The 24,595-nt window shown below is 71.5% G+C and carries 17 protein-coding genes and 1 pseudogene; 11 read left to right on the top strand and 7 right to left on the bottom strand.

From position 1 onward, the window contains the following. The first annotated feature begins 168 nt into the window (after positions 1 to 168). The 3 genes from SD626R_RS09005 to SD626R_RS09015 all read left to right on the top strand — a co-directional run bounded on the left by SD626R_RS09005 (position 169) and on the right by SD626R_RS09015 (position 3,778). Complete coding sequence (locus SD626R_RS09005) at positions 169 to 603, top strand: universal stress protein (RefSeq protein WP_092565849.1); 435 nt, start codon at positions 169 to 171, stop codon at positions 601 to 603. 27 nt (positions 604 to 630) lie between these two features. Beyond that, complete coding sequence (gene menE, locus SD626R_RS09010; RefSeq protein WP_092565851.1) at positions 631 to 2,568, top strand: o-succinylbenzoate--CoA ligase; 1,938 nt, start codon at positions 631 to 633, stop codon at positions 2,566 to 2,568. A gap of 61 nt (positions 2,569 to 2,629) precedes the next feature. After that, positions 2,630 to 3,778, top strand: coding sequence for an acyl-CoA dehydrogenase family protein (locus SD626R_RS09015; RefSeq protein WP_092565853.1), 1,149 nt, complete (start codon positions 2,630 to 2,632; stop codon positions 3,776 to 3,778). A gap of 33 nt (positions 3,779 to 3,811) precedes the next feature. On the opposite strand, the gene SD626R_RS09020 is transcribed toward SD626R_RS09015, so the two are convergent. After that, the gene (locus SD626R_RS09020) at positions 3,812 to 4,486 is read right to left on the bottom strand and encodes an MBL fold metallo-hydrolase (RefSeq protein WP_092565855.1); all 675 of its coding nucleotides are present in this window, start codon (positions 4,484 to 4,486) and stop codon (positions 3,812 to 3,814) included. A 125-nt stretch (positions 4,487 to 4,611) separates the two neighbouring features. Here SD626R_RS09020 and SD626R_RS09025 point away from each other — a divergent pair, with 125 nt between their 5' ends. After that, positions 4,612 to 6,477 (top strand): MutS-related protein, encoded by a 1,866-nt coding sequence (locus tag SD626R_RS09025; RefSeq protein WP_092565857.1) that lies wholly within the window; start codon positions 4,612 to 4,614, stop codon positions 6,475 to 6,477. Next, entirely contained in the window at positions 6,470 to 6,937 is a 468-nt protein-coding gene (locus tag SD626R_RS09030; RefSeq protein WP_092565859.1) for a DUF8009 family protein, read from the top strand. The genes SD626R_RS09025 and SD626R_RS09030 overlap by 8 nt, the downstream gene beginning before the upstream one ends. A 181-nt stretch (positions 6,938 to 7,118) precedes the next feature. On the opposite strand, the gene SD626R_RS17235 is transcribed toward SD626R_RS09030, so the two are convergent. From SD626R_RS17235 to SD626R_RS09040, 3 genes and pseudogenes are all read right to left on the bottom strand, one after another. Beyond that, positions 7,119 to 7,517, bottom strand: coding sequence for an HU family DNA-binding protein (locus SD626R_RS17235; RefSeq protein ID WP_255310132.1), 399 nt, complete (start codon positions 7,515 to 7,517; stop codon positions 7,119 to 7,121). 99 nt (positions 7,518 to 7,616) lie between these two features. Next, a pseudogene (locus SD626R_RS17395) lies at positions 7,617 to 7,862 on the bottom strand (HU family DNA-binding protein); the annotation flags it as partial. A 419-nt stretch (positions 7,863 to 8,281) separates the two neighbouring features. Next, entirely contained in the window at positions 8,282 to 13,045 is a 4,764-nt protein-coding gene (locus SD626R_RS09040) for a DUF7997 domain-containing protein (RefSeq protein ID WP_092565863.1), read from the bottom strand. Positions 13,046 to 13,157: 112 nt separating this feature from the next. Between SD626R_RS09040 and malA the strand changes: the two genes are divergently transcribed. Both malA and malQ read left to right on the top strand, forming a co-directional pair. Next, positions 13,158 to 15,278 (top strand): alpha-amylase MalA, encoded by a 2,121-nt coding sequence (malA, locus tag SD626R_RS09045; RefSeq protein WP_092565864.1) that lies wholly within the window; start codon positions 13,158 to 13,160, stop codon positions 15,276 to 15,278. Between the two features lie 77 nt (positions 15,279 to 15,355). Beyond that, on the top strand, positions 15,356 to 16,861 hold the full coding sequence (gene malQ / locus SD626R_RS09050; RefSeq protein WP_092565866.1) for a 4-alpha-glucanotransferase: 1,506 nt from the start codon (positions 15,356 to 15,358) through the stop codon (positions 16,859 to 16,861). Positions 16,862 to 16,897: 36 nt separating this feature from the next. On the opposite strand, the gene SD626R_RS09055 is transcribed toward malQ, so the two are convergent. Beyond that, a complete protein-coding gene (locus SD626R_RS09055) occupies positions 16,898 to 17,107 on the bottom strand; it encodes a PLDc N-terminal domain-containing protein (protein WP_092565868.1) in 210 nt (69 codons plus the stop codon). Positions 17,108 to 17,444: 337 nt separating this feature from the next. On the opposite strand from SD626R_RS09055, the gene SD626R_RS09060 reads away from it, so the two are divergent. The 3 genes from SD626R_RS09060 to SD626R_RS09070 all read left to right on the top strand — a co-directional run bounded on the left by SD626R_RS09060 (position 17,445) and on the right by SD626R_RS09070 (position 21,445). Then, positions 17,445 to 18,416 (top strand): transcription initiation factor IIB, encoded by a 972-nt coding sequence (locus tag SD626R_RS09060; RefSeq protein WP_092565870.1) that lies wholly within the window; start codon positions 17,445 to 17,447, stop codon positions 18,414 to 18,416. Between the two features lie 117 nt (positions 18,417 to 18,533). Next, positions 18,534 to 19,007, top strand: a complete 474-nt coding sequence (locus SD626R_RS09065; RefSeq protein WP_092565872.1) for an NUDIX hydrolase — start codon at positions 18,534 to 18,536, stop codon at positions 19,005 to 19,007. A gap of 143 nt (positions 19,008 to 19,150) precedes the next feature. Next, positions 19,151 to 21,445, top strand: coding sequence for a DUF7527 domain-containing protein (locus SD626R_RS09070; protein ID WP_092565874.1), 2,295 nt, complete (start codon positions 19,151 to 19,153; stop codon positions 21,443 to 21,445). Positions 21,446 to 21,613: 168 nt separating this feature from the next. Here the strand turns inward: SD626R_RS09070 and SD626R_RS09075 are convergent, their stop codons facing one another. After that, entirely contained in the window at positions 21,614 to 21,919 is a 306-nt protein-coding gene (locus SD626R_RS09075; protein ID WP_004595838.1) for a hypothetical protein, read from the bottom strand. A gap of 336 nt (positions 21,920 to 22,255) precedes the next feature. Here SD626R_RS09075 and SD626R_RS09080 point away from each other — a divergent pair, with 336 nt between their 5' ends. After that, a complete protein-coding gene (locus SD626R_RS09080; protein ID WP_092565876.1) occupies positions 22,256 to 23,608 on the top strand; it encodes an adenylosuccinate synthase in 1,353 nt (450 codons plus the stop codon). A 31-nt stretch (positions 23,609 to 23,639) separates the two neighbouring features. Here the strand turns inward: SD626R_RS09080 and SD626R_RS09085 are convergent, their stop codons facing one another. Beyond that, positions 23,640 to 24,503 (bottom strand): aldo/keto reductase, encoded by an 864-nt coding sequence (locus tag SD626R_RS09085; protein WP_092565878.1) that lies wholly within the window; start codon positions 24,501 to 24,503, stop codon positions 23,640 to 23,642. Positions 24,504 to 24,595: the final 92 nt, after the last annotated feature.

Here is a 24,595-nt window from a genome sequence, read left to right on the forward strand (position 1 = left end):
AGCGCGAGGTCGCGGACGTCGCGCAGGTCACCGAGGTCACCATCCGCAACCGGTACCAAGAGCAGATCGAAGCGATGGGGTTCCGGTAGCGCCGTCGTCGTGCGCTTTTTCGAGCGGCGCCGCTCGTGATCGGGTTTTTAATCGGTACCGGGCGTAGCGGGCCGTGAGATGTACTCGCAGATCCTCGTTCCGACCGACGGCAGTCCCGCGTCGGACGCCGCGATCGAACACGCGATCGACCTCGCCGGGCGGTACGACGCCACGCTCCACGCGCTGTACGTCGTCGACGGCGCGGCGTACTCGACGCTCGAAGCCGGCGCCGAGGTCGTCGTCGACGCCCTCGAATCCGAGGGGAAGGAGGCCACGCGACGGGTCGCGGACGCGGCCGAGGACGCCGAAGTCGACTGCGAGACGACGATCGCCAGCGGAACCGCCTACCGCTCGATCCGGGACTACGTCGACGAGCACGCGATCGACATGATCGTGATGGGGACGCACGGTCGGAAGGGGCTCGACCGGTACCTCCTCGGCAGCGTCACCGAACGGGTCGTCCGGACCTCGGACGTGCCGGTCCTCACCGTCCGACACGCCGACGATGAGTGAGTCGCCGCCGCGCGGGAGGTGACTCCCGTGCGCGACTGGCTCGCCCACCGCGTCGCGGCCTCGCCTGACGACGCCGCGCTCGTGCGCGCGGAGGACGGCGAGACGTGGACGTACACGGACCTCGACCGCCTCGTCTCCGAGACGGCCGGCCGCCTCGTCGCTCACGGGGTCGAGGCTGGCGACAGGCTCGGCGTCCTCACCCCGCCGTACGTCGGGACCGTCGGACTGGTCCACGCGGCGATGCGGATCGGGGCGACCTTCGTCCCGCTCGGGCAGGAGCTCACGCCGAGGGAGCTCTCGGAGCGGATCGAGCGCGCCGACCTCTCGGCGGTCGTCTGCGCGGACCCCACCGAGGACGACGCGCTGGCGGCCGTCGACGGGATCGAGGACACGCCCGTGTTCTCCGTCGACGACCCGACCGACGCGACCGTCGCCGCCGTTCACGACGTCGAGCCGGCGTCGGTCGATCCCCCCGAGTGGGAGTTCGCCGATCACCTCTGTATCCTCTTCACCTCCGGCACGACGGGGGCCCCGAAGCCGGTCCCGCTCACCGCCGGCAACGTGTACAGCTCCGCCGTCGCCTCCGCGTTCCGGCTCGGCGTCGACCCCGGCGACCGCTGGCTCGTCTCGCTCTCCTTACACCACATGGGCGGGCTCGCGCCCGTCTACCGCTCCGCGCTCTACGGGACGACGCTCGTGCTCCGGGAGGGGTTCGACGCCGGCGGCACCGCGGACGACATCGACGCGTACGACGTGACCGGCGTCTCGCTCGTGCCGACGATGCTCAAGCGGATGCTCGACAGCCGCGGCACGCTCTCGGACACGCTCCGCGTGGTCCTGCTCGGCGGCGCGCCGGCGCCGGACGAGCTGATAGAGCGCTGCCGCGACTACTCGATCCCGGTGTACCCGACCTACGGCATGACCGAGTCCGCATCGCAGATCGCCACCGCGACGCCGCGACAGACGCGGGGCCAACTCGGGACGGTCGGCCGGCCCCTCTTCGGCACCGACGTGACGGTCGTCGACGAGGACGGCGCGGCGGTCGAGGCCGGCGAGACGGGCGAGATCGTCGTGGACGGCCCGACGGTGACGCCGGGGTACCTGGAGCGACCGCCGGACCCCGACGAGGACGGGTCCGCCGCCGAGTTGGACCGCTCCGCGTTCGGTCCGCACGGGCTCCACACCGGCGACGTGGGGCGGATCGACGAGGACGGCTACCTCTACGTGCTCAACCGGCTCGACGACCGGATCATCACCGGCGGCCAGAACGTCGAACCCGGCGAGGTGACGGACGTGCTCCGCCGGTTCCCCGCGGTCGAGGCGGCCGCCGTCGTCGGCCTCGACGACGAGACGTGGGGCGAGCGGGTCGCCGCGCTGCTCGCGGTCGAGGACGCGGATGAACCGATAGACGAGGCGGCGCTCGACGCCTTCGCCCGGGAGCGACTCAGCGGGTTCAAGATACCCAGGACGATCGCGGTCGTCGACGAGCTCCCGCGGACCGTCTCCGGAACCGTCGACCGGACGGCCGTGCGGGAGACCCTCCGTGAGCGAGGCCACCCCCCCGACGAGGGCTCGGAGCCCGAACTGGAGACGGCCGGGTTCAGGCCCGCCGACCCGGCCGACCCCCCGGACGGCGGGACCGAGGGAGAAGCCGATTCCGCGGCGGGTGACGAGGCCGAGGAGGACAGCGAGGAGGCCGAGGAGGGCCAGGAGACCGAGCGCGAATCCGTCGACATCGCCGACGCGGAGGCGATCGCGAACGCGGGCGACTCGGCCGGGGATGGGGAGGGGGACGCCGAAGCAGAAGGGGAGAGCGACGCCGAAGCGGGCGGAGAGGCCGACACCGAAGCGGCGCAGGAGACCGACCCCGAAGGGGAAGCAGCGGGCGACGACGCCGCCGCCGAACCCGTCGACGAGGACGGTAACAGGGACGGCGACGAGGGGGAGACCGCGACCGACGAGTAAACGCGCCCGTCATTCCTCGTTGTTTCACGAACGTTTTGGTCGCGGGGCCCGCGGATCGGGCATGGATCTACTCGACGACGGCATCGTGCCGGAACACGCGCGCGACGTGAAGGCCGAGGCCCGGGAGTTCGCGGACGAGTACATCGCGCCGAACGCGGCGGCGTACTACGAGTCGGGCGAGTACCCGTGGGAGGTGCTGGAGGCGGGGATGGACGCCGGGCTCGTCGCGCAGGACATCGGCGAGGAGTACGGCGGGCGGGGGTTCGACCTCGCGCAGGTGCTCGCGATCGCGGAGGAGTTCTACCGCGCCGACGCCGGCATCGCGCTCACCCTCCAGCTCGCGAGCTTCGGCGCCGAGATGGTCGAGCAGTACGGCACCGACGAACAGAAGGAGGAGTACCTCCGCCCCGTCGCGGAGAACGACCAGATATCGGGGCTCGCCGTCTCCGAGCCCGAGACCGGCTCCGACCTCGCGGGGATGACGACCGAGGCCGAGAAGGTGGAGGGCGGCTACGAGCTCACCGGCGAGAAGTACTGGGTCGGTAACGCGGTCGAGGCCGACTGGCTCACCGTCTACGCCAAGACCGGCGAGAGCGACGACAGCTACTCCAACTACACCCTGTTCATCGTCGAGACCGACTCGGACGGGTACGAGGCCGAGCACATCCCGGAGAAGATGGGGATGCGGGCCTCCAAGCAGGGTCACATCGTCTTCGACGACTGCTTCGTCCCCGAGGAGAACGTCGTCGGCAGCGAGGGCGGCGGCTTCTACGTCCTCGCGGACTTCTTCAACCACGGCCGCGTGATCGTCGGCGGCCACGGGCTCGGGCTGGCCGCCGCCGCCATCGAGGAGGCCGAGGAGTTCGTCCACGACCGCGAGGCGTTCGGTCGCACCGTCGACGAGTTCCAGGCGGTCCAGCACACCCTCTCAGACATGCGGATCGGCTTCGAGTCGGCGCGCGCGCTCAACTGGCGCGCCTGCGAGAAGGTCGCGGACGACGAGGACGCGGGCTACTGGGCCGCGCTGACGAAGACGAAGTCGACCGAGGTCGCCGCCGACTGCGCCGAGAAGGGGATGAAGCTCCACGGCGGCCGCTCGATCCTCACCGACCGCCGGATCGCCCGCGTCTACCGCGACGTGCGCATCCCGGTGATCTACGAGGGCGCGAACGACATCCAGCGCAACCTGATCTACCGGCAGTCGCGATAGGGCGGCGGGGCCGGGCCGCGCCGTTCGGTTCCCTCAGATCCGCTCTGCGAGCGCGGCGAGCGCCTCGTCTCCCCCCGAGGCGAGGGGGTCGCCGTGGCCGACGCACGCGACCTCGAACGGCGGGGCGCGGGCGGCGAGGTCGCGGACGCTGTCCAGTACCGCGTCCGTGTCGTAGCTGACGAACCACTCTGAGGGTTCGAGCGCGCCGTCGGACGCGGCGACGAGGTCGCCGAGGAGCGCGACGCCGAGGTCCTCGCTCACGTACGCGACGTGTCCGGGGGTGTGCCCGGGCGTGTGGTAGGCGGTGAACGAGCCGAGCCGCTCCCCGTCGGCGACCGCCTCGATATCGAGGTCGGGCGAGGTGTCGAACAGGCCGGCGAGCCGCTGGAAGGCGCCTTTGTGGTTCCGCGGCGGCGGCGACCGCTCGCCCCGGAGGATCGCCGCGTCGAACGCGCCGGTGTACACGGTCGCGTCGAGCTCCGGCGTCAGCGCCGCGAGGGTCCCGACGTGGTCAAGGTCGTAGTGCGTCAGGAGCACTCGCCCGACATCCGCGACGTCAACGCCGGCCTCGGCGATCCCCGCCCGCACTCGGTCCTCGTCCCACGGCGTCCCCGCGTCGACGAGCACGGGCACGTCGTCGTCGACGAGGTAGGCGCTGACGCCGCGCAGCTCGAACCGCCACACACCGTCCGCGATCTCCGTGGCCATGGGTCGCGGTAGCGACCGACGGGGTTTGACGCTGGCGGCCGGGGAGGTCGCGGGCCGGCCCGCCCCTCGCTCGCGCGCTCCGCCGCCGACGAAAACGCCAAGACGCCGCGCCCTCACTTCGGCGTATGCGACTCGAGGACTACTGGGGGATCGGCCCGAAGACGAGCGAGCGGCTCGTCTTGGCGCTGGGGACCTCGCGGGCGATCGAGGCGATCGAGTCGGCCGACGTGCGGGCGCTCGTCGACGCCGGGCTCCACCGCGGGCGGGCCACCCGGATCCTCCGCCGGGCCAACGGCGAGGCCGGGATGGACGTCCTCGCGACGGGCGACACCCGCTCGGTGTACGACGACCTGCTCTCGCTTGCGGCGAGCCACGCGCTGACGGCCCACGCCGCCGACCGGATCCGGGTGCTGACGCCGCTCAGCGACCGGGAGGCCGTCGAGGCGCGCCTCGACGGCGTCGTCGCCGCGCGAGACGCGTGGGAGGGGATCGCCGAGGCCGACCGCGAGCGCGTCGTCGAGGCGTTCGACGCGTACGACGACGCGGGGGGGTCGGACCTCGCTGCCGTCGAAACGGCCCTCGCCCTGCGGGATGCTGGGCTCGACGACGGCCCGTTCGCGGCGGTGGGCGAGCTGGAGGCGGACACCCTGCGAGACGCCGCCGACGCCCTCGCCGACGTGCGCGGGTCGATCGACCCGACGAGCGTCGACGCCGACGGGGAGATCGAGATCGCCCGCGGTGCCGACGGTGAGCTCGACCGTCTCCGGGATCGGCTCGACGCGGCCGAGGAGCTGGAGAACTCGGCGTTCGACGTGCTCGACGCGGTCCGCGACGGCTCGCTGCGCGACTTCGAGGCGCTGGAGGCCGCGACGATCGATCACGTCGCGAGCGAGACCGGCGTCGACCCGGCGACGGTGCGTTCGGTCGCGCCGGACGACGCGCTCGACGCCGCCGACTTCGTCTCGGCGACCCTCCGTGACCTCGCGGCGGAGCTGGAAACCGAAGTCGCGGAGCGCGAGGCGGCGGTCGCCGACGACATCCGCGAGCGGATCGGGGGGATGCGAGCGGGGGTAGACGGAGGCGAATCGGGCGGGGCAGACGACGGGGACGACGGAGACGACGAGGGGAGAAGCCACGTCGCCCGCGCGGTCGACGCCGTCTCGGACGTCGCGTTCCTGCTCTCGCTCGCGCTGTTCGCGGCCGAGTACGACCTCGTCCGGCCGACGCTGGTCGACGACGGGATCGCGGTGCGGAACGCTCGAAACCTCTTCGTCGCCGGCGAGGTCCAGCCGGTGTCGTACGCGGTCGGGACCCACTCGCTCGCGGGCGACGCCGGCGTCGCGAGCGCCGACGCGCCGCCGACAGGCGACCGCGTGAGCGTACTCACGGGCGCGAACTCGGGCGGGAAGACGACCCTGCTGGAGACGATCTGCGCGGTGGCGCTGCTCGCGTCGATGGGGCTCCCGGTCCCCGCCGAGGCGGCCGAGGTCGGTGCGTTCGACCGGATCGTCTTCCACCGCCGGCACGCCTCGTTCAACGCCGGGGTGCTGGAGTCGACGCTGAAGTCGGTGGTCCCGCCGCTCGTCGAGGACGGCCGGACGCTGATGTTAGTCGACGAGTTCGAGGCGATCACGGAACCGGGCCGCGCCGCCGACCTGTTGAACGGCCTCGTGACGCTCACCGTCGACCGCGGCGCGCTCGGCGTGTACGTCACGCACCTCGCGGAGGACCTCAGTCCACTCCCCGAGGCCGCCCGGATAGACGGGATCTTCGCGGAGGGACTCACGGGCGAGTTAGAGCTGCGCGTCGACTACCAGCCGCGCTTCGGCACGATCGGGAAATCGACGCCGGAGTTCATCGTCTCGCGGCTCGTCGCGAACGCGAGCGACCGCGGCGTCCGCGCCGGCTTCGAGCACCTCGCCGGCGCCGTCGGCGAGGAGGCGGTCCAGCGCACCCTCTCGGACGCGGAGTGGGCGGGTGACGATGACTGAGGACGGGTCGGACGGGTCCGCGGGGAACGCGGGGGCTCCCGACCGGATTCGCTCGATCGCGGTCCACCGCGAGGACGTCGCGAGCGCGCTCGAAGCAACGCTCCGGAGCGACCGCGAGGTCGTCCTCCGGGTGACCCCGCCGTTTTCCGGGCGGATGCGCGCCCGGCTCCACGCGGTCGACGCGAACGCAGGCGACGGGAGCGACACGAGCGGGCGCGAGGGCGATACTCCGGCCCCGATCCACGTCGATCCCCGTGAACTGGTGAGCGAGGTCCCGCCGTACCCCGAGGTCGACGAGACCGCGGCGGCCCACCCGGACGCCGGCGTCGAGACGCGTCGGGAGCTCCACGCCGAGGCCGTCGAGGCGTGGCGCGAGCGCGTCAGGGAGTCGGTCGTCGAGTCGGTCGAGCTCGCTGTCGACGGCGACTCGCGCGCGGTCGACGTGACCGCGCTCGGCTGACTTCGACCGTCGAAACGGCTCCGTTGATGTTCTTAGAGTGTTATTCTCTCAGCTCAGAGAACATCTCGGCACTCATGGGAGCGAGTCTTAAAGACGGGAACTCAGTAGTTTCCCCCGACCGGCGTTGCAGCTAGTTCGACGACATACGGACCGGTCTCAGGGGTATCACGCCGCTGGGTTTTCAGTTGACGGCCTTCGAGAGTTCGGCACCCGCCTTGAACTTGACCACCTTCTTCGCCGCGATCTGGATCTCTTTTCCGGTCTGTGGGTTCCGTCCGGTCCGGGCAGACCGCTTCGAGATGCTGAACGTGCCGAACCCCTCATCCTCGTCCTTTTTGACGCCCACCGAGATCCGATCTCCTTTTTTGAGGGCTTTCGTCGTCGTGTTGATGAACGCCTCGAGCGCCCGCTTTGCGTCCTCCTCCGATAGCCCCCCACGCGGGTCGTGTTCCGTTTCACTCGCGATGTACTCCGCGTCGATCACCACGTCGGCGTCTCGGCACTTGGCGCTAGCCTCGTCGCCCTTACCGGGGTTGAGATCGAGGGCGGCCGCGAACTCCGGGCAGACGGCGAACGTCACCGGCGAATCGTCTGCAGGCCCGTTTCGAGCGCTCGGATTTCGACCCGTACTCGGATTCCGCCCCGTCCGGGCGGAGCGCTTCGAGATGCTGAACGATCCGAATCCGACCAACACGGCGCTGTCGCCGTTCTCCAAGGCTTTCGTCGTCGCGTGGGTGAACGCGTCGAGCGCATGCTCTATCTCCGGCGCGCTCAGTCCGGCTTCGCTCGCCATCTGCTCGATCAGTTCCGCCTTGTTCATCGCCGCGGCCTGACCGGGCATCGTCAACGCGCCCAGTCCGAGGAACGTCGAGAGGATAGCACCCCTCCGCAGTACGGTTCGCCGCGAGAGCTCTTTTTGAGACATGATACCTTTACTCACATCCTTCCGACGCTCCGTAACTATATAGCTATATTTAAAATTTCATACTGATGTTATTATATCGCGTCCCGTGTTCGTCTGGAACCAAACACGGACCGGGACGCTCGCCGTGGAACGCAGATACTCCGCGGCAGCGCGCTTCGAACCGGCACTGATTCGCTCGGTGTACAAATCGATTCAACTTGGTGAATTCAGACGAACCGAGTGTTTATTCTCTGATATTTAAATACGTATGGGATTTCAGAGGGTTCCTGAAACGGACAAACGCGAGATGGTGTGTACTGCCCGATCGCTCTCTCATGGGTCGGCCCCAGTTCGTACCGCATTCGCGCCGGCTACTCGGCACGGCTATTGTATCACGCCACCTGTCGAGGGTCCCAACAGAACGAAATACCGCGACCCGCCTACAGCCGGAGTCGTTCGACCGACGTGCCGGCGCCGGCGAAGTCGGCGAGGGGGTCGTCGCCGTCGGCCGAAGCGTCGCCGGCGGGCGACCCGTCGGCGGTCGCCGCGACGACCACCGTGTCGGCGTCGAGGTCGGCGTCCAGCCGGACCTCGTACGCGCCGTCGTCGGGGGTCGCCAGCGCGGAACCGTCCGCGGCGTACACCGCGACCGCGTCGCCGTCGGTCTCGCCGGAGACGACCAGGTCCTCGCCCGCGTACTCGACGGCGGCCGTGAGGTCGGGGCCCGCGGGCCGGTCGCGCTCGACGTAGCGCTCCCGGACGACGGCCGGGGTCTCGACCGGCTCGCCGGCGTCGACGCCGTGCGCGAGCCGGATGTAGCCGGCCATCGACCAGGCGAGCGGGGTCGCCCCCCCGGTGCCCTCACCGAACTCCCATCCGTAGTCGGTCGGGTGCTCGCGGTCCCACACCTGCTCCGGGAGCATCCGCCCGGAGTTGCCGAACCCGGCCATCGTCTCCAGGAGGGCGTCGGGCTCGAGTTCGTCCTCGTCGGTGCCGCCGAAGCCGTGCGGGCCGTCGGCGCGGGCACGGAGCTCGTACTCCCCGCGCTCGCCGGTGAAGATCGGCCACAGGCGCCCGCGGCCGTCGCCCGTGCCGGCCCACGGCGCGCCCGGGTCGCCGGCGGCGATCTCGCCGTAGGCGTCGCCGACGTAGCGGTACCACGCGGGGCCGTGCGGCGTGTCAACGCGGATCGAGTCGTCGACGACGGAGACGGAGTTCCGGACCGTCTCGTCGTCCGCCGGCTTCACGCCGAGCCGGACAAGTTCCAGGAAGCCGCCGTCGACGATCTCGCGCTCGTCGTAGGTCGGGCCGTCGTTGGCGATCGTCCGCGGGCGGCCGGACTCGGGGTCGCCATCGGCGGTGATCCGGAGGTAGTACGGCGTCTCGGCGTGGCGCTCGGTCCCCGTCGCCGTCGCGCACCACTCCTCGACGCGCGCGGCCCAGTCGTCGGCGAGCCCGAGCCACGCGAGCGCGTCGGCGCGCAGCGCGTCGGGGGACTCCTCGGCGGTCGCGTCGCCGTCAACTTCTGTCCGGTCGGCCTCCACGAGCGCCAAGGCGGCCCCGCAGACGAGCCCGGCGATCTCGGCCGCGATGCTCGACGGCGAGAAGCCGGCCTCCTCCTCCCACCGCTCCTGGGCCGTCTCGGGGCCGTTGGCCGCGATGTAGCCGAGCGAGCGCCGGACCTGGTCGTACGTGTAGTCGGCCTCGTCCGGCGTGACTCCGTGCTCGTACAGCTGCCACGCCATCACGGACGGGAACGCGATGTTGTCCATCTGTTCGCCGCCCCACCGGGTGCGGCCGTCGATGTAGGTGTTCTGCGGGAGGAAGCCGTCGTCGTCCTGCTGCGTGTTGTAGAGGTACGCGAGCGCGTTCGCCCCGCGCTCGACCTCGCCGACCTCGATCAGCGCCGTGAACACCTGATAGAGGTCGCGCGACCAGACGAAGTTGTAGCCGTAGCCGCGGTCCTCGGCGGCGTACTCCGTCTCGCCCCACGGCACCGACGGGCTCGCGATCCCCGCGCCGTCGTGGCGCTTGTCCTCCACGGCCGCGAGGGTCATCAGTGCGAAGCGATACTGGGTCGCCAGCTCCGCGTCGCCGGTCACCGAGTCGGGGAACTCGCGGCCGGCGAGCCAGTCGCGCCACGACCCGACGTACGCGTCGGCGACGTCGTCGAAGCCGCGCGAGATGGCGCCGCGGGCCTCGCCGAGCGCGGCCGCGGTGTCGGCGTTCTCCGCGAACCCGAGCGCGACCGTGTCGGAGACGGCGGTGCCGCTCCCGACGAGCCCGGCGAGCACGACGTTCCCGGTCGCCTCGGCGGCCCCCTCGCCGCGCTCGCCCTCGCCGAACAGGGCGTCCGCGTCCTCGTCGCCGGCCGCGAGGGCGCTGGCCCACTCGAACCGGTCGTCGCTGGCGAGCGCCAGGGCGACCTCGAAGGAGTCGCCGCCGTCGTCGACGAGTTTTCCCGCGCCCCGCTCGGCCGCGTCGTCGTTGCGCGCGAGCAGGTGGTAGCCGTCGCCGTCGCCCACCCGGTCGCCGCGGTCGTTCGTCCCGACGTTCGTGATCGTCGTGTCGACCAGGGCGTACACGTCGTACTCGCGGCCGCCCTCGAAGTCGACGTCGGCGAGGACCGCGTCGCCGCCGGTGTCGACCGCGTACTCGACGGTGAGCGTCCACTCGTGGCCGTGGCCGTCGCCGGTCTCCCGGATCGTCTGCGTGTACGCGAGCGCGTCCTCGACCGTCGGCTCCGTCCGGCGCTCGACGGTCTCGGTGGCCGTCACGTGGCTCGTCTCGTCGAAGGTGCGGATAGTGTACCCCGTCTCCGGGTCGGCGACGAGGAAGTCGAACGTCCGGACGTTCATCACGTCGATCCGCGGGAACCGCGCCTCGGTGAGCGCCCCCTCCGTCAGCGTGAACCAGACCGGGACCGGGTCGTCGGCCCCGTGGTCGGCCGGGGTGCCGACGCCGAACTTCCGGCCGGTCGTCCAGTGCGGGGCCTCGTCCGGGCCGGTCGGCCGGTCGTGCGGGACCGGGAGCGCGCCGTGCCTCGCGAGCGTCACCGTGGCCTCGATCCGGAGCGCGTGCGACCAGCCGATCGGCGTCGCGCTGTCGAGGTCGCCGTCGTCGAACGCCTGCTCGGCGAAGAGCCCGGCCTCGTTGACGAAGTGGCCGTCGGGCTCGCAGAGCGCGTACAGGTCGCGGGCCGCCGCGAACAGCTCGGCGCTGGCGTCGCGGTCGGCCTCACCGCCTCCGTCGCCGCCGCGGTCGCTGACGAGCCCGCCGAGCGAGGCGGCCGCCGTCGCGCCCCACAGGGTCGCGATCGACCACACCTTCGCGGCGCCCTGCTCGGCCGTGCGCCAGTCGTCGCCGGTGAACCTGACGAGCCCCTCGACGTCGGCCGTCTCGCGGCGCAGGGCGTCGATCGAGTTCCGGACGTGGCGCTCCACGCGGTCGAGGAACGCGTCGAAGTCGGCGGTCGCGACCGCCGCGCCCGAGCCGTCGGTGACCGCGCCGTCGACGTCGGCGCGCTCCTCGCGCAGGGCCGCGTACTCGACGGCCGCACCGGCGAGCGCGAACGTGCTGGCGTCGGCGCGGTCGTCGCGGCTCTCCGCGCTCGCGCGCTGGGGGAACCGCCCCGTGTCCGGGTTCCAGCGGTCGTCGAGCCCGGCGAGGGCGTCGTCGGCCGCCGCGGCCGCCGCGACGCGCGTCTCGTCGTCGACCGGCGCGCGGCCGACCGCGGCGAACGCCCGGAGGTACGCCGCGCCGGTGTGGGTGAACCGCCCGAGGGCGTTCTCCCAGCAGTTCTGACAGCGCCGGGGGAGCCCGTCGTCCTCGGTCGTCTCGCGGAGGAAGGCGACCGCGTCGGCGATGGTGGCGTCGATCCGCTCGCGCCACTCCTCGGGGAGGTCGGTCGTCCGGCGGAGCCGCGCGAGGAAGGCGACGACCGAGGCGGGCTGGTCGAGCTGGTCGTTCGGGCCGGCGGTCCCGTTCGCGCCCTCGATCCGGGCGTTCGCCCAGCCGGGGGCGACCTTCCCCGAGTCGGCCCAGACGCGGTGGGGCCACGAGCCGTCGGCGTCCTGCGTGCGGCAGAGGAAGGAGGCGGTCGCGAGCAGCTCCTCGTCGGCGTCGAGACCGATCTCCTCGCTCGCGCTCAACAGCGCCGACGCGGTCTCCGCCTCGTCGCGGAACCAGGTGTAGCCGTAGCCGCCGGAGGTCGAGTAGAAGGGGTCGAACTCGGGGGCGGCGATCCGGGCGCCGGACTCGGCCGTCAGCAGGTCGAGCGCGCGGAGGTCGCTCGCGATCACCCCCCGTCGCGGCACGTCCTCGGGGACCGTCGGCCCCCGGCCCGCGGCCGCCTCGCGGAGGTCGTCGGCGTCGGGGTAGGCGGTCGCGATCCGCGAGAGCTCCTCGATCCGCCGCTGGCGGTCCGGGCCGTCGGAGAGCGCGTCCATCGCGTCGTCGCCGGTCTCGCGCGTCTCTCGGCGGTCGACGACCGCCCGGCTCGCCAGGGTGACGCGCTCGGTCCGCCCGTCGCGCTCGAAGGGGGCGCGGACGACGACGTCCGGCGTGAGCCGCGAGTCCTCGCGCTGGTCGATCTCGCCGCGGTGCGGGAACCCGGTCCCGTCCTCGCCGAGCAGCTCCGTGATCGTGCGGAGCCGCTGGCCGTGCGCGGCCGAGAGCCCCGTCGACGCCGTCAGGAAGTCGTGCTCGGAGCGGTGGTACACCTCGACGACGCTCCCGTCGTCCGGCCCGGCCTCCTGGTGGACCAGGTTGCCGACGCGCCCCTCGACCATGTCCGGCGAGAACGCGCAGGCGGCGACGAGCTCGGCGCCGGCGGGCGGGGCGCCGCGCAGTTCGACGTGCGTGAGGTGCGTGTCGCCCACGACCAGGTCGAACTGGTGGATCGTGTACCGCCCCGCGTCGTACTCGGTCTCGACGAGGGGGGTGTCGCCGTCGTAGTGCTGGCGCGTCGTCGCGAGGTCGTCGAACCAGCGGACGCCGCGGCCGGCCGTGATCCCCATTCGGAGCCGGTCGGCCCCGCCGACTCCCGACAGGGAGTACGAACAGTCGTGGACGGCGCCGTCCGGCCCGACGTGGACCAGACGGCCGTCGTCGCCCGTGAACGCGCCGGCGGTCGTGGGACGCTCCGCCGGATAGCGCTCGCCGCGCCGACGTTCGTGCTCCGTGAGAGCGGTTCGCAGTCGCATAGTCGCCCTGCGATTTCCGGGGTAAAAGCATTGACGAACGAGGCGACCGCTCCGTTCGAGGGGGATCGACCGAAGAGCAACACCGAAGACCCCGGGCGTCAATGGGTGCCACATGCACCACCCTGGACCCCCCCGATTCCTCTCGACCGGGGAGACGACGCAGCTCGCGCCGCGGGACCCGGACCCAGCGGCGAGCTACGAGTGGCGCGTCGCCGACGCGCCGCCGGACAGCGAGGCGACCGTGGGCGAGCGGTCCGTGACCGACTTCACCCCCGACGTCCCCGGCCGGTACCGGCTCGGGCTCGACGCGCCCGACGGCGACCACCTCCTGACGGTGCGCGCGTTCCCGGCGAGCTACGAGGGCGTCGACGTCGCCGGCGGCAGCGGGACCGCGGTCCGCGACCGCGACGCCGACCACGCCGCGATCGACTACGGCGCCGAGCGCGCCCACGAGGGCGTCGGGCGGCCGCGCGTCCGGCTCGACGCGACCGTCGAGGAGGCGGCGGGCGAAGGCGGAAGCGAGGCGGGCCGGGACGAGGTCGTCGTCCGGGCGACGCCGACGCCGAACCCCGAGTCGGCCCTTGACGCGTCCGAGCTCGCCGTCACCTTCGTCGTCGACGACCGCGACGTCGAGGCCGCGGTCGCGGCGGGGCGGCGGAACCCGCGGGACGCGCTCTGGACGACCGACGACGGGCGGGCGCTCCGGATCCCGACCGACGCCGTGCCGGACCGGCTCCGGGTCCACGGCGTCGCCGTCGCCCGCGAGCCGGGCCGCGAGCGGCGCGTGAGCGTCGCCGACGCGGTCGCGGTCGAGCGCACGGACCGGGGCGAGCTCGCCGGGAGCGACGGTCCCGAACCCGCCGAGCCGGAGCTGACGACGCCGACCGGCGCCGACGGGCCCGCCTTCGAGACCGTCCGGCTTAACCAGCCGCCGGAGTGGACGACGGACGCGACCGTCTACGAGGTGTACGTCCGGACGTTCGCCGACGCCGACGAGGGGGAGGCGTTCGCGGCGATCGAGGGGCGGATCCCGGAGATCGCCGACCTCGGCGTCGACACGCTGTGGCTCACGCCGGTCCTCAGACACGACGGGAAGCCGCACGGCTACAACATCGTCGACTTCTTCGACGTCGCCGAGGACCTCGGCGACCGCGACGACTACGAGGCGCTCGTCGAGACCGCCCACGACCACGGGATGCGGGTGCTGTTCGACTTCGTCGCCAACCACACCGCGCGCGACCACGAGTGGTTCGAGGACGCGTATCGGAACCCCGACTCCCCGTACCGCGATCGCTACGAGTGGCAGGAGTCCGGCGAGCCGGGGACGTACTTCGACTGGGAGCTGATCGCGAACCTGAACCACGCGAACCTCGACGTGCGCCGGTTCCTGCTCGACGTGATCGACGAGTGGGCGCCGCTCGTCGACGGGTTCCGCTGCGACATGGCGTGGGCCGTGCCCGACTCGTTCTGGCGCGAACTCCGCGACCGGGTGAAGGCGACGGACCGCGAGTTCCTGCTGATGGACGAGACGATCCCGTACATCCCCGGCTTCCACGAGGGGATGTTCGACGTCCACTTCGACGCGACGCTGTACTTCCAGCTCCGGCAGGTCGGCCGCGGCGCCGAGCCCGCCGCGTCGCTGCTCGACGCGATCGACCGGCGCGCGGAGATCGGCTTCCCCGACCACGCCGGCTTCCTCCAGTACATCGAGAACCACGACGAGACGCGCTACCGCGTCGAGTGCGGGGACGCCGCCGCGGCCGCCGCGGGGGCGGCGACGATGACGCTGCCCGGCGTGCCGATGGTGTACGCCGGCCAGGAGATCGGCCAGCGCGGCCGCCGCGACGCGATCGCGTGGGACCACGCCCGCGACGAGGTCCGCGAGCGCTACGAGCGCCTGCTCGCGACCCGCGCCGACCACCCGGCGCTCGGCCCCGACGGCGACCTCGAACGGGTGGGGTACCACGTCGCCAGCGGCGACCTCGACGAGCGACCGATCGCCGCCAGCGGGAACGTCCACCCCGACGACGTGGTGGCGTTCCGCCGCAGCGACGGCGAGGAGTCGCTGATCGTCGTCCTCAACTTCGCGCCCGAGGCGGCGAGCGTCGCCGTCGACGCCGCCCACGCGGACCGCGACCTGGTCACCGGCGACTCCTGCGTCGTCGTCGACGGGGACGGGACCGAGCGGATCCGCGCCGACGAGGTCGCGATCGTCCGGGAGACGGAGCGATGACGGTCGTCCGCGAGACGGGGCGGTGACCCGTCCCCGCGGACGCAACGCTTGAGTCGGTGGGGGTCACAGGGGGACGCATGCGATTCGACCGCTCCGCCGGCGTGTTCTGTCACGTCACCTCGCTGCCGGGACGACACGGGATCGGCGACCTCGGCGACGGCGCCGAAGCGTTCCTCTCCTTCCTCGGCGACGCCGACGTCGACCACTGGCAGATCTGCCCGCTCGGCCCGACGACCGACGGCGCCGGGGAGTCGCCATACCAGTCCCCGTCGGCGTTCGCCGGCAACCCCCTCCTGATCGACCTGGACGGGCTCGTCGCCGACGGCTGGCTCGACGAGTCGGACCTCGAACCGGTCCCCGACTTCCCGGACGACCGGGTCGACTACCCGGCGGTCCGGGAGTACAAGCTCCCCCTGTTGCGGACCGCCTTCGAGCGGTTCGACGAGGCCGCGGACGGCGGGGGCGTCGGAACGGACGCGGCGGCCGAGCTCGACGCGTTCCGCGAGCGAGAGCCGTGGCTCGCCGACTACGCCCTGTTCCGAGCGCTCGCCGAGGCCCGGGACGAGGACACGTGGGTCGAGTGGCCCGAGCCGCTCCGGACGCGCGACCCCGAGGCGCTCGCCGAGGCCCGCGAGGCGCACGCGACCGAGGTCCGATTCCGGGAGTTCGTCCAGTGGACGTTCGACCGGCAGTGGCGGGAGCTCCGGACGGTCGCGGCCGAGGAGGGGGTCTCCATCGTCGGCGACGTGCCCATCTACGTCGCGCTCGACTCGGCGGACGTGTGGGCGAACCCCGAGGCGTTCCGACTCGACGGGGCGAACCGCCCCACCGCGGTCGCGGGCGTCCCGCCGAACCCGGGCGACGACGGGCAGCGCTGGGGGAACCCCGTCTACGACTGGGAGCGGCTCGCCGAGCGCGGCTACGACTGGTGGATCGCCCGGTTCCGGCGGCTGTTCGACCTCGCCGACGTGGCGCGGCTCGACCACTTCCTCGGCTTCGTGAAGTACTGGGCGATCCCGGCCGACCGCGACGACCCGGCCGCCGGCGAGTGGCGGGAGGGGCCGGGGCGCGACTTCTTCGAGACGGTCGAGCGCGAGCTGGGGCGGGCGCCGTTCATCGCAGAGGACCTCGGCTTCGAGGAGCCGGCGATGAACGAGATCATGGCCGAGTTCGGCTTCCCGGGGATGCGCGTCCCGCAGTACGCCGACTGGTGCGAGGAGGGGAACCCTTACCAGCCGATGCACTACCCCGAGGGCGTCGTCGGCTACACGTCGACCCACGACACGGACACGTGGGTCGGCTACTACGAGGACCTCCCCGAGCGCCAGCGCGACTGCTTCCGGTACAACGTCGGCGCCGACGGCGACCGCGCGGTCGAGTGGGAGGTCGTCGACGAGGTGTGGGCCTCCGAGGCGGTGCTCGCGATGACGACGATGCAGGACCTCCTCGGGCTCGGCAGCGAGGCGCGGTTCAACGAGCCGGGGACCGTCGGCGGCAACTGGGACTGGCGCGTGACCCGGGACCAGCTCGACGACGGGATCGCCGACCGGCTGTGGGAGCTCGCCGGGCGGCACGTGCGATAGCGGCGGGAAAAGGGCGACGAGCGAGCGAGAGGACCGCTATCGCCGGCCGACGATGAAGTACAGCACGAGTCCGAGCAGCGGCGCGAGGAACGCGACGACGGCCCACAGGAACGCGGGCTGGTCGCTGCGCTGCTTCGCGTCCGAGTAGATCCAGACGATGATACCCAGCTGTACGAGCAGTACCAGCAGACCGAACAGGAGGGCGATCCCGCCGGCCAGCGCCTCTTGAAGCAGTATCGGGGACATCGGTCCAACTCACTCGCGGACGTAACAAGTGTCTTTGGGATTTCGGTATCTCCACCGCGGCCCGCTCCCGCGTCGGACCGCCGGTCTGACGGGGAATCTATCACGAAATATCTATATAGTAGCGTTCGCCGGATCGGCGCGAACCGCTCGCCGACGGTGACCGGTGGGAGACGGGCGGCTACTCTCGCCGTGACGACGTGCGCGATGCGCTCTCTCGTTGGTTTTCGTTCTCGATATCGAAGAAAGGATTTAAATACTCTCAGTCCTTATCCGTTAGTGAGGAAACCAACCGAGACGCGTCTCTCGGTCCCCTCGTTCCCTCCATCTGAACCAACCAATGAGCGAAAACGTTCGAACGTACACGGCGGAGCACGTCGGCGACGAGGAGGAGACCGAGTCGTCGGACGAGGAACTGCGATGTCCCGAGTGCAGCGGCCAGCTCGCGACCGACACCGAACACGGCGAGACGGTGTGTGTCGACTGCGGGCTCGTCGTCGAGGAGGACGAGATCGACCGCGGGCCGGAGTGGCGCGCGTTCGACTCCAAGGAGAAGGATAACAAGTCGCGGGTCGGGGCCCCGACGACGAACATGATGCACGACAAGGGGCTCTCGACGAACATCGGCTGGCAGGACAAGGACGCCTACGGGAAGTCCCTCTCCAGCCGCCAGCGCGAGAAGATGCAGCGGCTCCGTACCTGGAACGAGCGGTTCCGCACCCGCGACTCCAAGGAGCGGAACCTGAAGCAGGCGCTCGGCGAGATCGACCGCATGGCCAGCGCCCTCGGCCTCCCGGACAACGTCCGCGAGACCGCATCGGTCATCTACCGCCGCGCGCTCGACGAGGACCTCCTGCCCGGCCGCTCGATCGAGGGCGTCTCCACCTCGTCGCTGTACGCCGCCGCCCGGCAGGCCGGCACGCCGCGCAGCCTCGACGAGATCGCGGCCGTCTCCCGCGTCGAGAAGGACGAGATCGCCCGGACGTACCGCTACGTCGTCCGCGAACTCAAGCTGGAGATCCAGCCCGCCGACCCGGAGAGCTACGTCCCGCGGTTCGCCTCCGACCTCGGCCTCTCCGACGAGGCCGAGCGCCGCGCCCGGTCGCTGCTCGACACCGCGAAGTCGCAGGGGATCCACTCCGGCAAGTCGCCGGTGGGCCTCGCGGCCGCGGCCGTCTACGCAGCCTCCCTGCTGGTCAACGAGAAGGTGACCCAGAGCGAGGTCAGCGACGTGGCGAACATCAGCGAGGTCACCATCCGGAACCGGTATCACGAGCTGCTGGAGGCCGAGGACGGCGTCGCGCTGAGCTGATCGGCACGCCGGCCCGAGGGGCCGACGCCGTCGACGCTCCGCCGTTCCCGTCGCGTCGGAACTTCGTTTTTCGACCGTTTTCCGAACCCACAAGCCCGCGCGGGCCGAGCGACGCGTATGGAGACCACCCGTCACTTCACCGCGACGACGTACGTCGTCAACGACGGCGCGACAGCGCTTCACGCGCACGACCGGCTCGGGATCCGCCTCCCGCCCGGCGGCCACGTCGACCGCGACGAGCTGCCCCACGAGGCGGCGCTGCGCGAGGTCCGCGAGGAGACCGGACTGGAGGCCGAACTGGTCGCGACCGAGTCGTCGATCAAGGGGCCGAACACCCGCGGGCTCCCGGAGCCGGCTCACCTCATGCTTCACGACATCAACGTCCACGAGGACGGGTCGGTGGGTCACCAGCACGTCGATCACCTCTACTTCGCCCGCGTCGACTCCCGCGAGATCGCGCCGGGCGGCGACGGGGAGGTCGAGCCGGAGGCGTGGCGCTGGTACGGGCCGGCCGAGCTGGCCGCGAGCGACCTGCAGCCGGACGTGATCGAGCTCGGCCGCGAGGCGATCGCGGCCGTCGAGGAGGCGTAGTCGGTCGACGGCGCGACGAACGTCCCGACCGAAACCGCCGGCCTGCGAACCGACCGGCGTCGACGATCCCCGCCCGATCGGCGTCAGACGGCCGTCTCACGGTCCGGAAGGTATTTGGGCCGTTGCAGGCGACATAAACCAAGATGGACGCAGAGCGACGATCGGAGATCGCCGAGTGGGACTCCCGCGAGTTCTCGGGCGGGTTCGCCGAGCTCGGTCGCCTCGTCGACGGCGGGTTCTCCGGCGCGGTGACCGACGGGACGGCGTGGCTGTTCGTGTTCGAGGGCCGCGTCGTCGGGGCGGTCGACGGCGACCTCGACGGCTTCGCGGAGGCCTCGGGGACGCTGTACGAGGCCCCCGAACCGGTCCTCCCGGTCCTGTTCGCGATGCAGGAGCGGGGCGGCGAGCCGCGGGCGCAGTACTACACGAACGACACCCCGCTCTCGGAGGCGGACCGCAAGCTCTCGCAGGGCGGGTTCACCGGCTACGTCGAGCTCTCCGAGAACGTGCTCTCGGGCGACTACTACGTCACGTACACGGCCGGCGAGTCGATGGCCGCCGCGTACGTCGGCAACTCTCGGCGCCTCGAGACCGGCGAGGAGGCGTTCTCACTGGCCGACGACGAGGTCGGTATCTACACCGTCTACGAGGTCGACCTGAGCGTCCGAGAGATCCCGTCCGGCGGCTCGGCGGCCGACGACGACGCGGACGCCGGCGCGCCGGCGAGCGCCGCGTCGGCGAGCGCCGAGGCGGCGGGCAACGGAGCGACCGATGAAACTCCCGACGACGAGGCGGCCGAGGACGACCCGACCGGCGACCAGTCGGACGGCGCGGGGACGACTCGAGACCCCGAGACCGTCGGACGCGAGGCGGCCGAGGGAGATCGGGGCCCCGACGCGCGGAGCGGTGACGAGTCGGCCGACGACGGTCGCCCGTCGCCCGTCGAGATCGACGCGGCGGGCGACCGCGACGACGCCGGCGCACCGCGGACTCCGGGCGAGGGATCGAGCGAGGGCAGCGTCGGCGCGGATCGATCGCAGACGAGCGCCGCCGGCGGCGTCCCGGGCGCCGCCGGCGCGCGGTCGGTCGACGCCTCGGGGGAACGGGACCGCGACGTGCGGACCGCCGACGCCGCCGGTCGGGACCGCGACGGCGACCGGGGAGACGAGCCCCGCCCGGACGACGACGTGTTCTCCGAGGAGGAGCAGTGGCGCGAGCAGAAGTCGATCCCCGCGCTGGACCCGTCGGAAGCGAGCGATCCGCCGGAGAGCCGCAACGGCGACGCCGTCGCGTCGTCGGGCTCGGGTCGGTCCCGCGGGTCGGACGGCGCGGCGCGCCGCACCGACGAGTCGGCCGGGAACCCCACTAGCGACTCGTCGCCCGAGCCGCGTTCGACCGGCGACGCCGGCGCGAACCGGTCGGTCGTGTCGCAGCGCGCGCGCGATTCCGGCGGGTCGGGCGGCGAGGGGTCGCCGCGGGAGCGCCTCCGACAGCTGGAGAGCGCGCTGGAGGAGTCCGAGCGGGAGCGCGACGAGCTGGCCGCCGAGCTGGAGGAGGCCGCCGCGGCGCGGGACGAGGTCGCGGCCGAGCGCGACGAGCTGGCGTCCGAGGTCGAGCGCTTGGAGTCCGAACTCTCGACGCTCCGCGAGGAGCGCGACCGGCTGCGCGACGACCTCGCCGCGGCCCGCGACCGACTCCCCGAGAGCGACCGGTCGATCTCGCCCGCGGAGGCGCGGAGCGGGACGAACCTCTTCGTCAGGTACGACTCCAAGGGCGGCGCGACGCTGGAGGACGCTCACGACGGGGCGGTGGACCGCGAGGCCCTCCGCGAGAACCTCCGGATCGAACACCACACGAGCTTCGAGACCGAGGGACTCGCGGTCGACGGGCAACCGTACGAGGAGTTCCTCCGGGGCACGATCGAGTACGGGTTCACCCGCTGGCTCGTCGAGGACCTCCCGTTCGAGGTGAGCGGGACGGGCAACCAGGGCGTCCTCCGCGACCTGTACGACGCGATCCCAGAGGTCGACCGCGCGGAGATCGGCGGGTCGGTGTCGATCGCGATCCGAGAGAACGGCGAGGAAACGCGCGAGCAGCGCGCGTTCGACCTCGTCTTACGCGACCGGATGGGGAATCCCCTGTTCGTCGCCGACCTCAACGACAGCCGGGACCCGACCGCGGAGGGGACCCTGGAGTCGCTCGTCGGCAACGGCCGCGATATCGCCGAGTCGAACGACTCGTTCGCGGCGGCGTTCGCGGTGACGGAGAGCTTCTTCGAGCCGGGCGCGTTAGAGACCGCGAGCGACGCCGTCGGCGGCGGACTGTTCAGTCGGTCGAAGCGCGCGAGCTTCGTGAAGCTCTCGCGGAAGCGGGGATATCACCTCTGTCTGGTCGAGGCCCGCGACGGCGGCTTCCACATGACGGTCCCTGACTTGTAGCGGGGGCCCCGGGAAGCGGGACTTTCGTGAGGGTCCAGTCGATGCTCGGTAGAGCGATCCGTCCCGAAACGCGAGGGCGACCAGGACTGTACAGGAGAGGCTACCGACTACGTCCGACCGCGGTCAAAACGCGGGCTTCCGGCGGGCGAGGCGTACGAACGGAGGCGTTCAGTTCTCGAGTTCGGCGGCGTCGTCGATCCGCATGGAGCCGAGCTTCTCGACCGTCTCGTCGAGCTTCTCGTCGAGTTCGTCGACGAACTCGTGAGTCCGCTCGGTGGTGATCGCGCCCTGACTGGACGGCTCGATGAGGTTCTCCTCTTCGAGCACGCGCAGCGAGTAGCGGACCTTGTGGTGGGGGTAGCCGGTCTCGTTCGACATCTTCACGATGCCGATCGGCTCGTTCTCGATAACCATCCGCAGGACCTGGAGGTGGCGTTCAAGCATGTCTACCTCCTTCTCTAGTCGATCTATCATGGCACATGTTAACTCGTCATGCCCCCGTTTAAAAGTTGCTGTCGGCGGCCGGGACCGGGTCGGACGATCGCACGCTTCGACGTGGCAGTAGTTAACGTGTTCGATCGATTCGACTCGGTGAGGCCCGCAAGTCGCCGGATCACACCGAACGGACTCGGACCGAACGGTCGCCGCGAGCGAGCGCGTGGGGATAGCCGACCGCGCGGGCGAACGAGGCTCGACCGCACGAACGGGCACATTCCAGACGGTCGAGAGGTTGTGTGATGCACGTCCGTGGGGTGATCGCGTCCGCGGACCGTAATCGGTTTTACCCCCCGGCCGGAACCTCCGGGCCGTATGACACTCACCATCGTCGGCTCCCAGCTGGGCGACGAGGGCAAGGGCGCGCTCGTCGACCGGTGGGGAGGGGACGCGGACGTCGTAGTCCGTTATCAGGGCGGCGACAACGCCGGCCACACCGTCGTCGAGGGAGGCGCGGAGTACAAGCTCTCGCTGGTACCGAGCGGCGCCGTTCGGGGGACGGTCGGCGTCCTCGGCAACGGCTGCGTCGTCAACCCGCGCACGCTGTTCACGGAGATCGACGACCTGCGCGAGCGCGGCCTCGACCCAGACGTGCGGGTCGCCCGCCGGGCCCACGTCATCATGCCGTACCACCGCGTGCTGGACGGGATCGAGGAGGAGGTCAAGGCCGACGACGACGCCGGCGACGAGGTCGGGACGACCGGCCGCGGCATCGGCCCGACGTACGAGGACAAGGCCGGCCGCCGCGGTATCCGGGTGGCCGATCTGCTCGACCCAGACGCGCTCCGCGAGAAGCTCGAATACGCCGTGCCGCAGAAGCGCGCGCTCGTCGAGGACGTGTACGGGCTCGACCTTAGCGACGACGACCGCGCCGAGGCGTTCGACGTCGACGCGCTCCACGAGGAGTTCGCCGCGATCGGCGAACGCCTCGCCGACGAGGCGATGACCGTCAACTCCTCCGACTACCTCTACCGCCGCCACGAGGCGGGCGACGAGATCCTCTTTGAGGGCGCGCAGGGCACCCATATCGACGTCGACCACGGGAACTACCCGTTCGTCACGTCCTCGAACCCGACCGCCGGCGCCGCGGCCGTCGGCTCCGGGCTCGGCGTCACGAAAGTCGGCGACGGCGAGGTCGTCGGCATCGTGAAGGCGTACCTCTCGCGGGTCGGGGAGGGCCCGATGCCGACCGAGCTCGACGGCGACGCCGACGAGGAGGCGCTCGCCGACGAGATCCGCGAGAAGGGCGGCGAGTTCGGGACGGTCACGGGACGCCCGCGCCGGATCGGCTGGCTCGACCTCCCGATGCTCCGCCACGCCGCGCGCGTCTCCGGCTTCACGGGGCTCGCGGTCAACCACGTCGACGTGCTCGCCGGCCTCGACGAGTTGAAAGTGTGTACGGGGTACGAACTCGACGGTGAAGAGCTCGATACCGTCCCGACCACGACCGACCGCTGGGAGCGCTGCGAGCCGGTGTACGAGACGCTCGACACTTGGGCGGAGTTCGACTCGGCCGCGGTCGCCGAGGCCGGATACGACGCGCTCCCGGAAGCGGCGCGCGAGTACTTGGAGTTCCTCGCCGACGAGACCGACACGCCCGTCTACGCGGTCGGCGTCGGTCCCGACCGGGAGGAGACGGTCGAGCTGACGAACCCGTTCGACGAGTAGCTCGGCAGAGCGGTTCTTCTTCCGACGGTCGCTACGCCTGCGGGTCGATCTCGTCCAGCGCGCGCACGTCCGCGTCCGTCAGCGACAGCTCTGCGGCGGCGACGTTCGATTCGAGGTGCCCGACGCTCGACGTGCCCGGAATGGGGAGCGTCACGTCCGAGTGTTCCAGCAGCCACGCGAGCGCGACCTGCTGTGGCGTCGCGCCGCGGCGCTCGGCGACCTCGTCGAGCACCGCGGCCGGCCCCTCCTCCTCGACGGCGTACATCGGTCCCCACGGAATGAAGCCCACGTCGTCGCGCTCGCAGGCCCGCAGCACGTCCTCGTCGTCGCGGTTCCCGACGTTGTACCGGTTCTGGACGGTCGCGATGTCGACGATATCTGCGGCGGTCTCCAGCTGCTCGACGGTGACGTTCGAGAGGCCGACGTGAGCGATCTGGCCGGCGTCTTTCATCTCCGCGAACGCGTGGACCGACGCCTCGAAGTCGGTGTCCGGGTCCGGGCGGTGGTACTGGTAGAGGTCGATCGTCTCGGTCCCGAGTCGGTCGAGGCTACACAGCGCCTGATTCTTCAGGAAGTCGGGGTCGCCGTGCGGGAGCCAGTCGCCGTCGCGGTTGCGGAGCAGCCCGGCCTTCGAGGCGACGACCACGTCGTCGGGGTCGCCGAGCGCCTCGCCGATCAGCCGCTCCGAGACGCCCGGCCCGTAGGAGTCGGCGGTGTCGATAAAGTCGACGCCGAGATTGACCGCGCGCCGGATGACGGCCTTCGCGTCCTCCTCGTCGGCCGGCCGCCCGACGATGTCCTCGCCCGTGATCCGCATCGCACCGAAGCCGAGTCGGTTGACGCTCAGGTCGCCCCCGATGTCGAACGTGTCGCTCCGGGTCGCGTCTGAAGCCATGGTCGGTCGGTCGCGCGCCACGCTGAAAGCGGTGGGGATGGCGGAAGGGTGCGCGCCCGTCCGTAACGCCTCCCCCCTTCGCCCGTCTTGCG

It is taken from the genome of Halorubrum sp. SD626R (assembly GCF_001261915.1).
GTDB lineage: Archaea > Halobacteriota > Halobacteria > Halobacteriales > Haloferacaceae > Halorubrum.

What these genes read in the sequence shown, in the direction of transcription:
- SD626R_RS09005 (WP_092565849.1), top strand. Translation starts at nt 169, where the DNA reads ATGTACTCGCAGATCCTCGTTCCGACCGACGGCAGTCCCGCGTCGGAC.
- SD626R_RS09015 (WP_092565853.1), top strand. Translation starts at nt 2,630, where the DNA reads ATGGATCTACTCGACGACGGCATCGTGCCGGAACACGCGCGCGACGTG.
- SD626R_RS09020 (WP_092565855.1), bottom strand. Translation starts at nt 4,486, where the DNA reads ATGGCCACGGAGATCGCGGACGGTGTGTGGCGGTTCGAGCTGCGCGGC.
- SD626R_RS09025 (WP_092565857.1), top strand. Translation starts at nt 4,612, where the DNA reads ATGCGACTCGAGGACTACTGGGGGATCGGCCCGAAGACGAGCGAGCGG.
- SD626R_RS09030 (WP_092565859.1), top strand. Translation starts at nt 6,470, where the DNA reads ATGACTGAGGACGGGTCGGACGGGTCCGCGGGGAACGCGGGGGCTCCC.
- SD626R_RS09040 (WP_092565863.1), bottom strand. Translation starts at nt 13,045, where the DNA reads ATGCGACTGCGAACCGCTCTCACGGAGCACGAACGTCGGCGCGGCGAG.
- malA (WP_092565864.1), top strand. Translation starts at nt 13,158, where the DNA reads ATGCACCACCCTGGACCCCCCCGATTCCTCTCGACCGGGGAGACGACG.
- malQ (WP_092565866.1), top strand. Translation starts at nt 15,356, where the DNA reads ATGCGATTCGACCGCTCCGCCGGCGTGTTCTGTCACGTCACCTCGCTG.
- SD626R_RS09055 (WP_092565868.1), bottom strand. Translation starts at nt 17,107, where the DNA reads ATGTCCCCGATACTGCTTCAAGAGGCGCTGGCCGGCGGGATCGCCCTC.
- SD626R_RS09060 (WP_092565870.1), top strand. Translation starts at nt 17,445, where the DNA reads ATGAGCGAAAACGTTCGAACGTACACGGCGGAGCACGTCGGCGACGAG.
- SD626R_RS09065 (WP_092565872.1), top strand. Translation starts at nt 18,534, where the DNA reads ATGGAGACCACCCGTCACTTCACCGCGACGACGTACGTCGTCAACGAC.
- SD626R_RS09070 (WP_092565874.1), top strand. Translation starts at nt 19,151, where the DNA reads ATGGACGCAGAGCGACGATCGGAGATCGCCGAGTGGGACTCCCGCGAG.
- SD626R_RS09075 (WP_004595838.1), bottom strand. Translation starts at nt 21,919, where the DNA reads ATGATAGATCGACTAGAGAAGGAGGTAGACATGCTTGAACGCCACCTC.
- SD626R_RS09080 (WP_092565876.1), top strand. Translation starts at nt 22,256, where the DNA reads ATGACACTCACCATCGTCGGCTCCCAGCTGGGCGACGAGGGCAAGGGC.
- SD626R_RS09085 (WP_092565878.1), bottom strand. Translation starts at nt 24,503, where the DNA reads ATGGCTTCAGACGCGACCCGGAGCGACACGTTCGACATCGGGGGCGAC.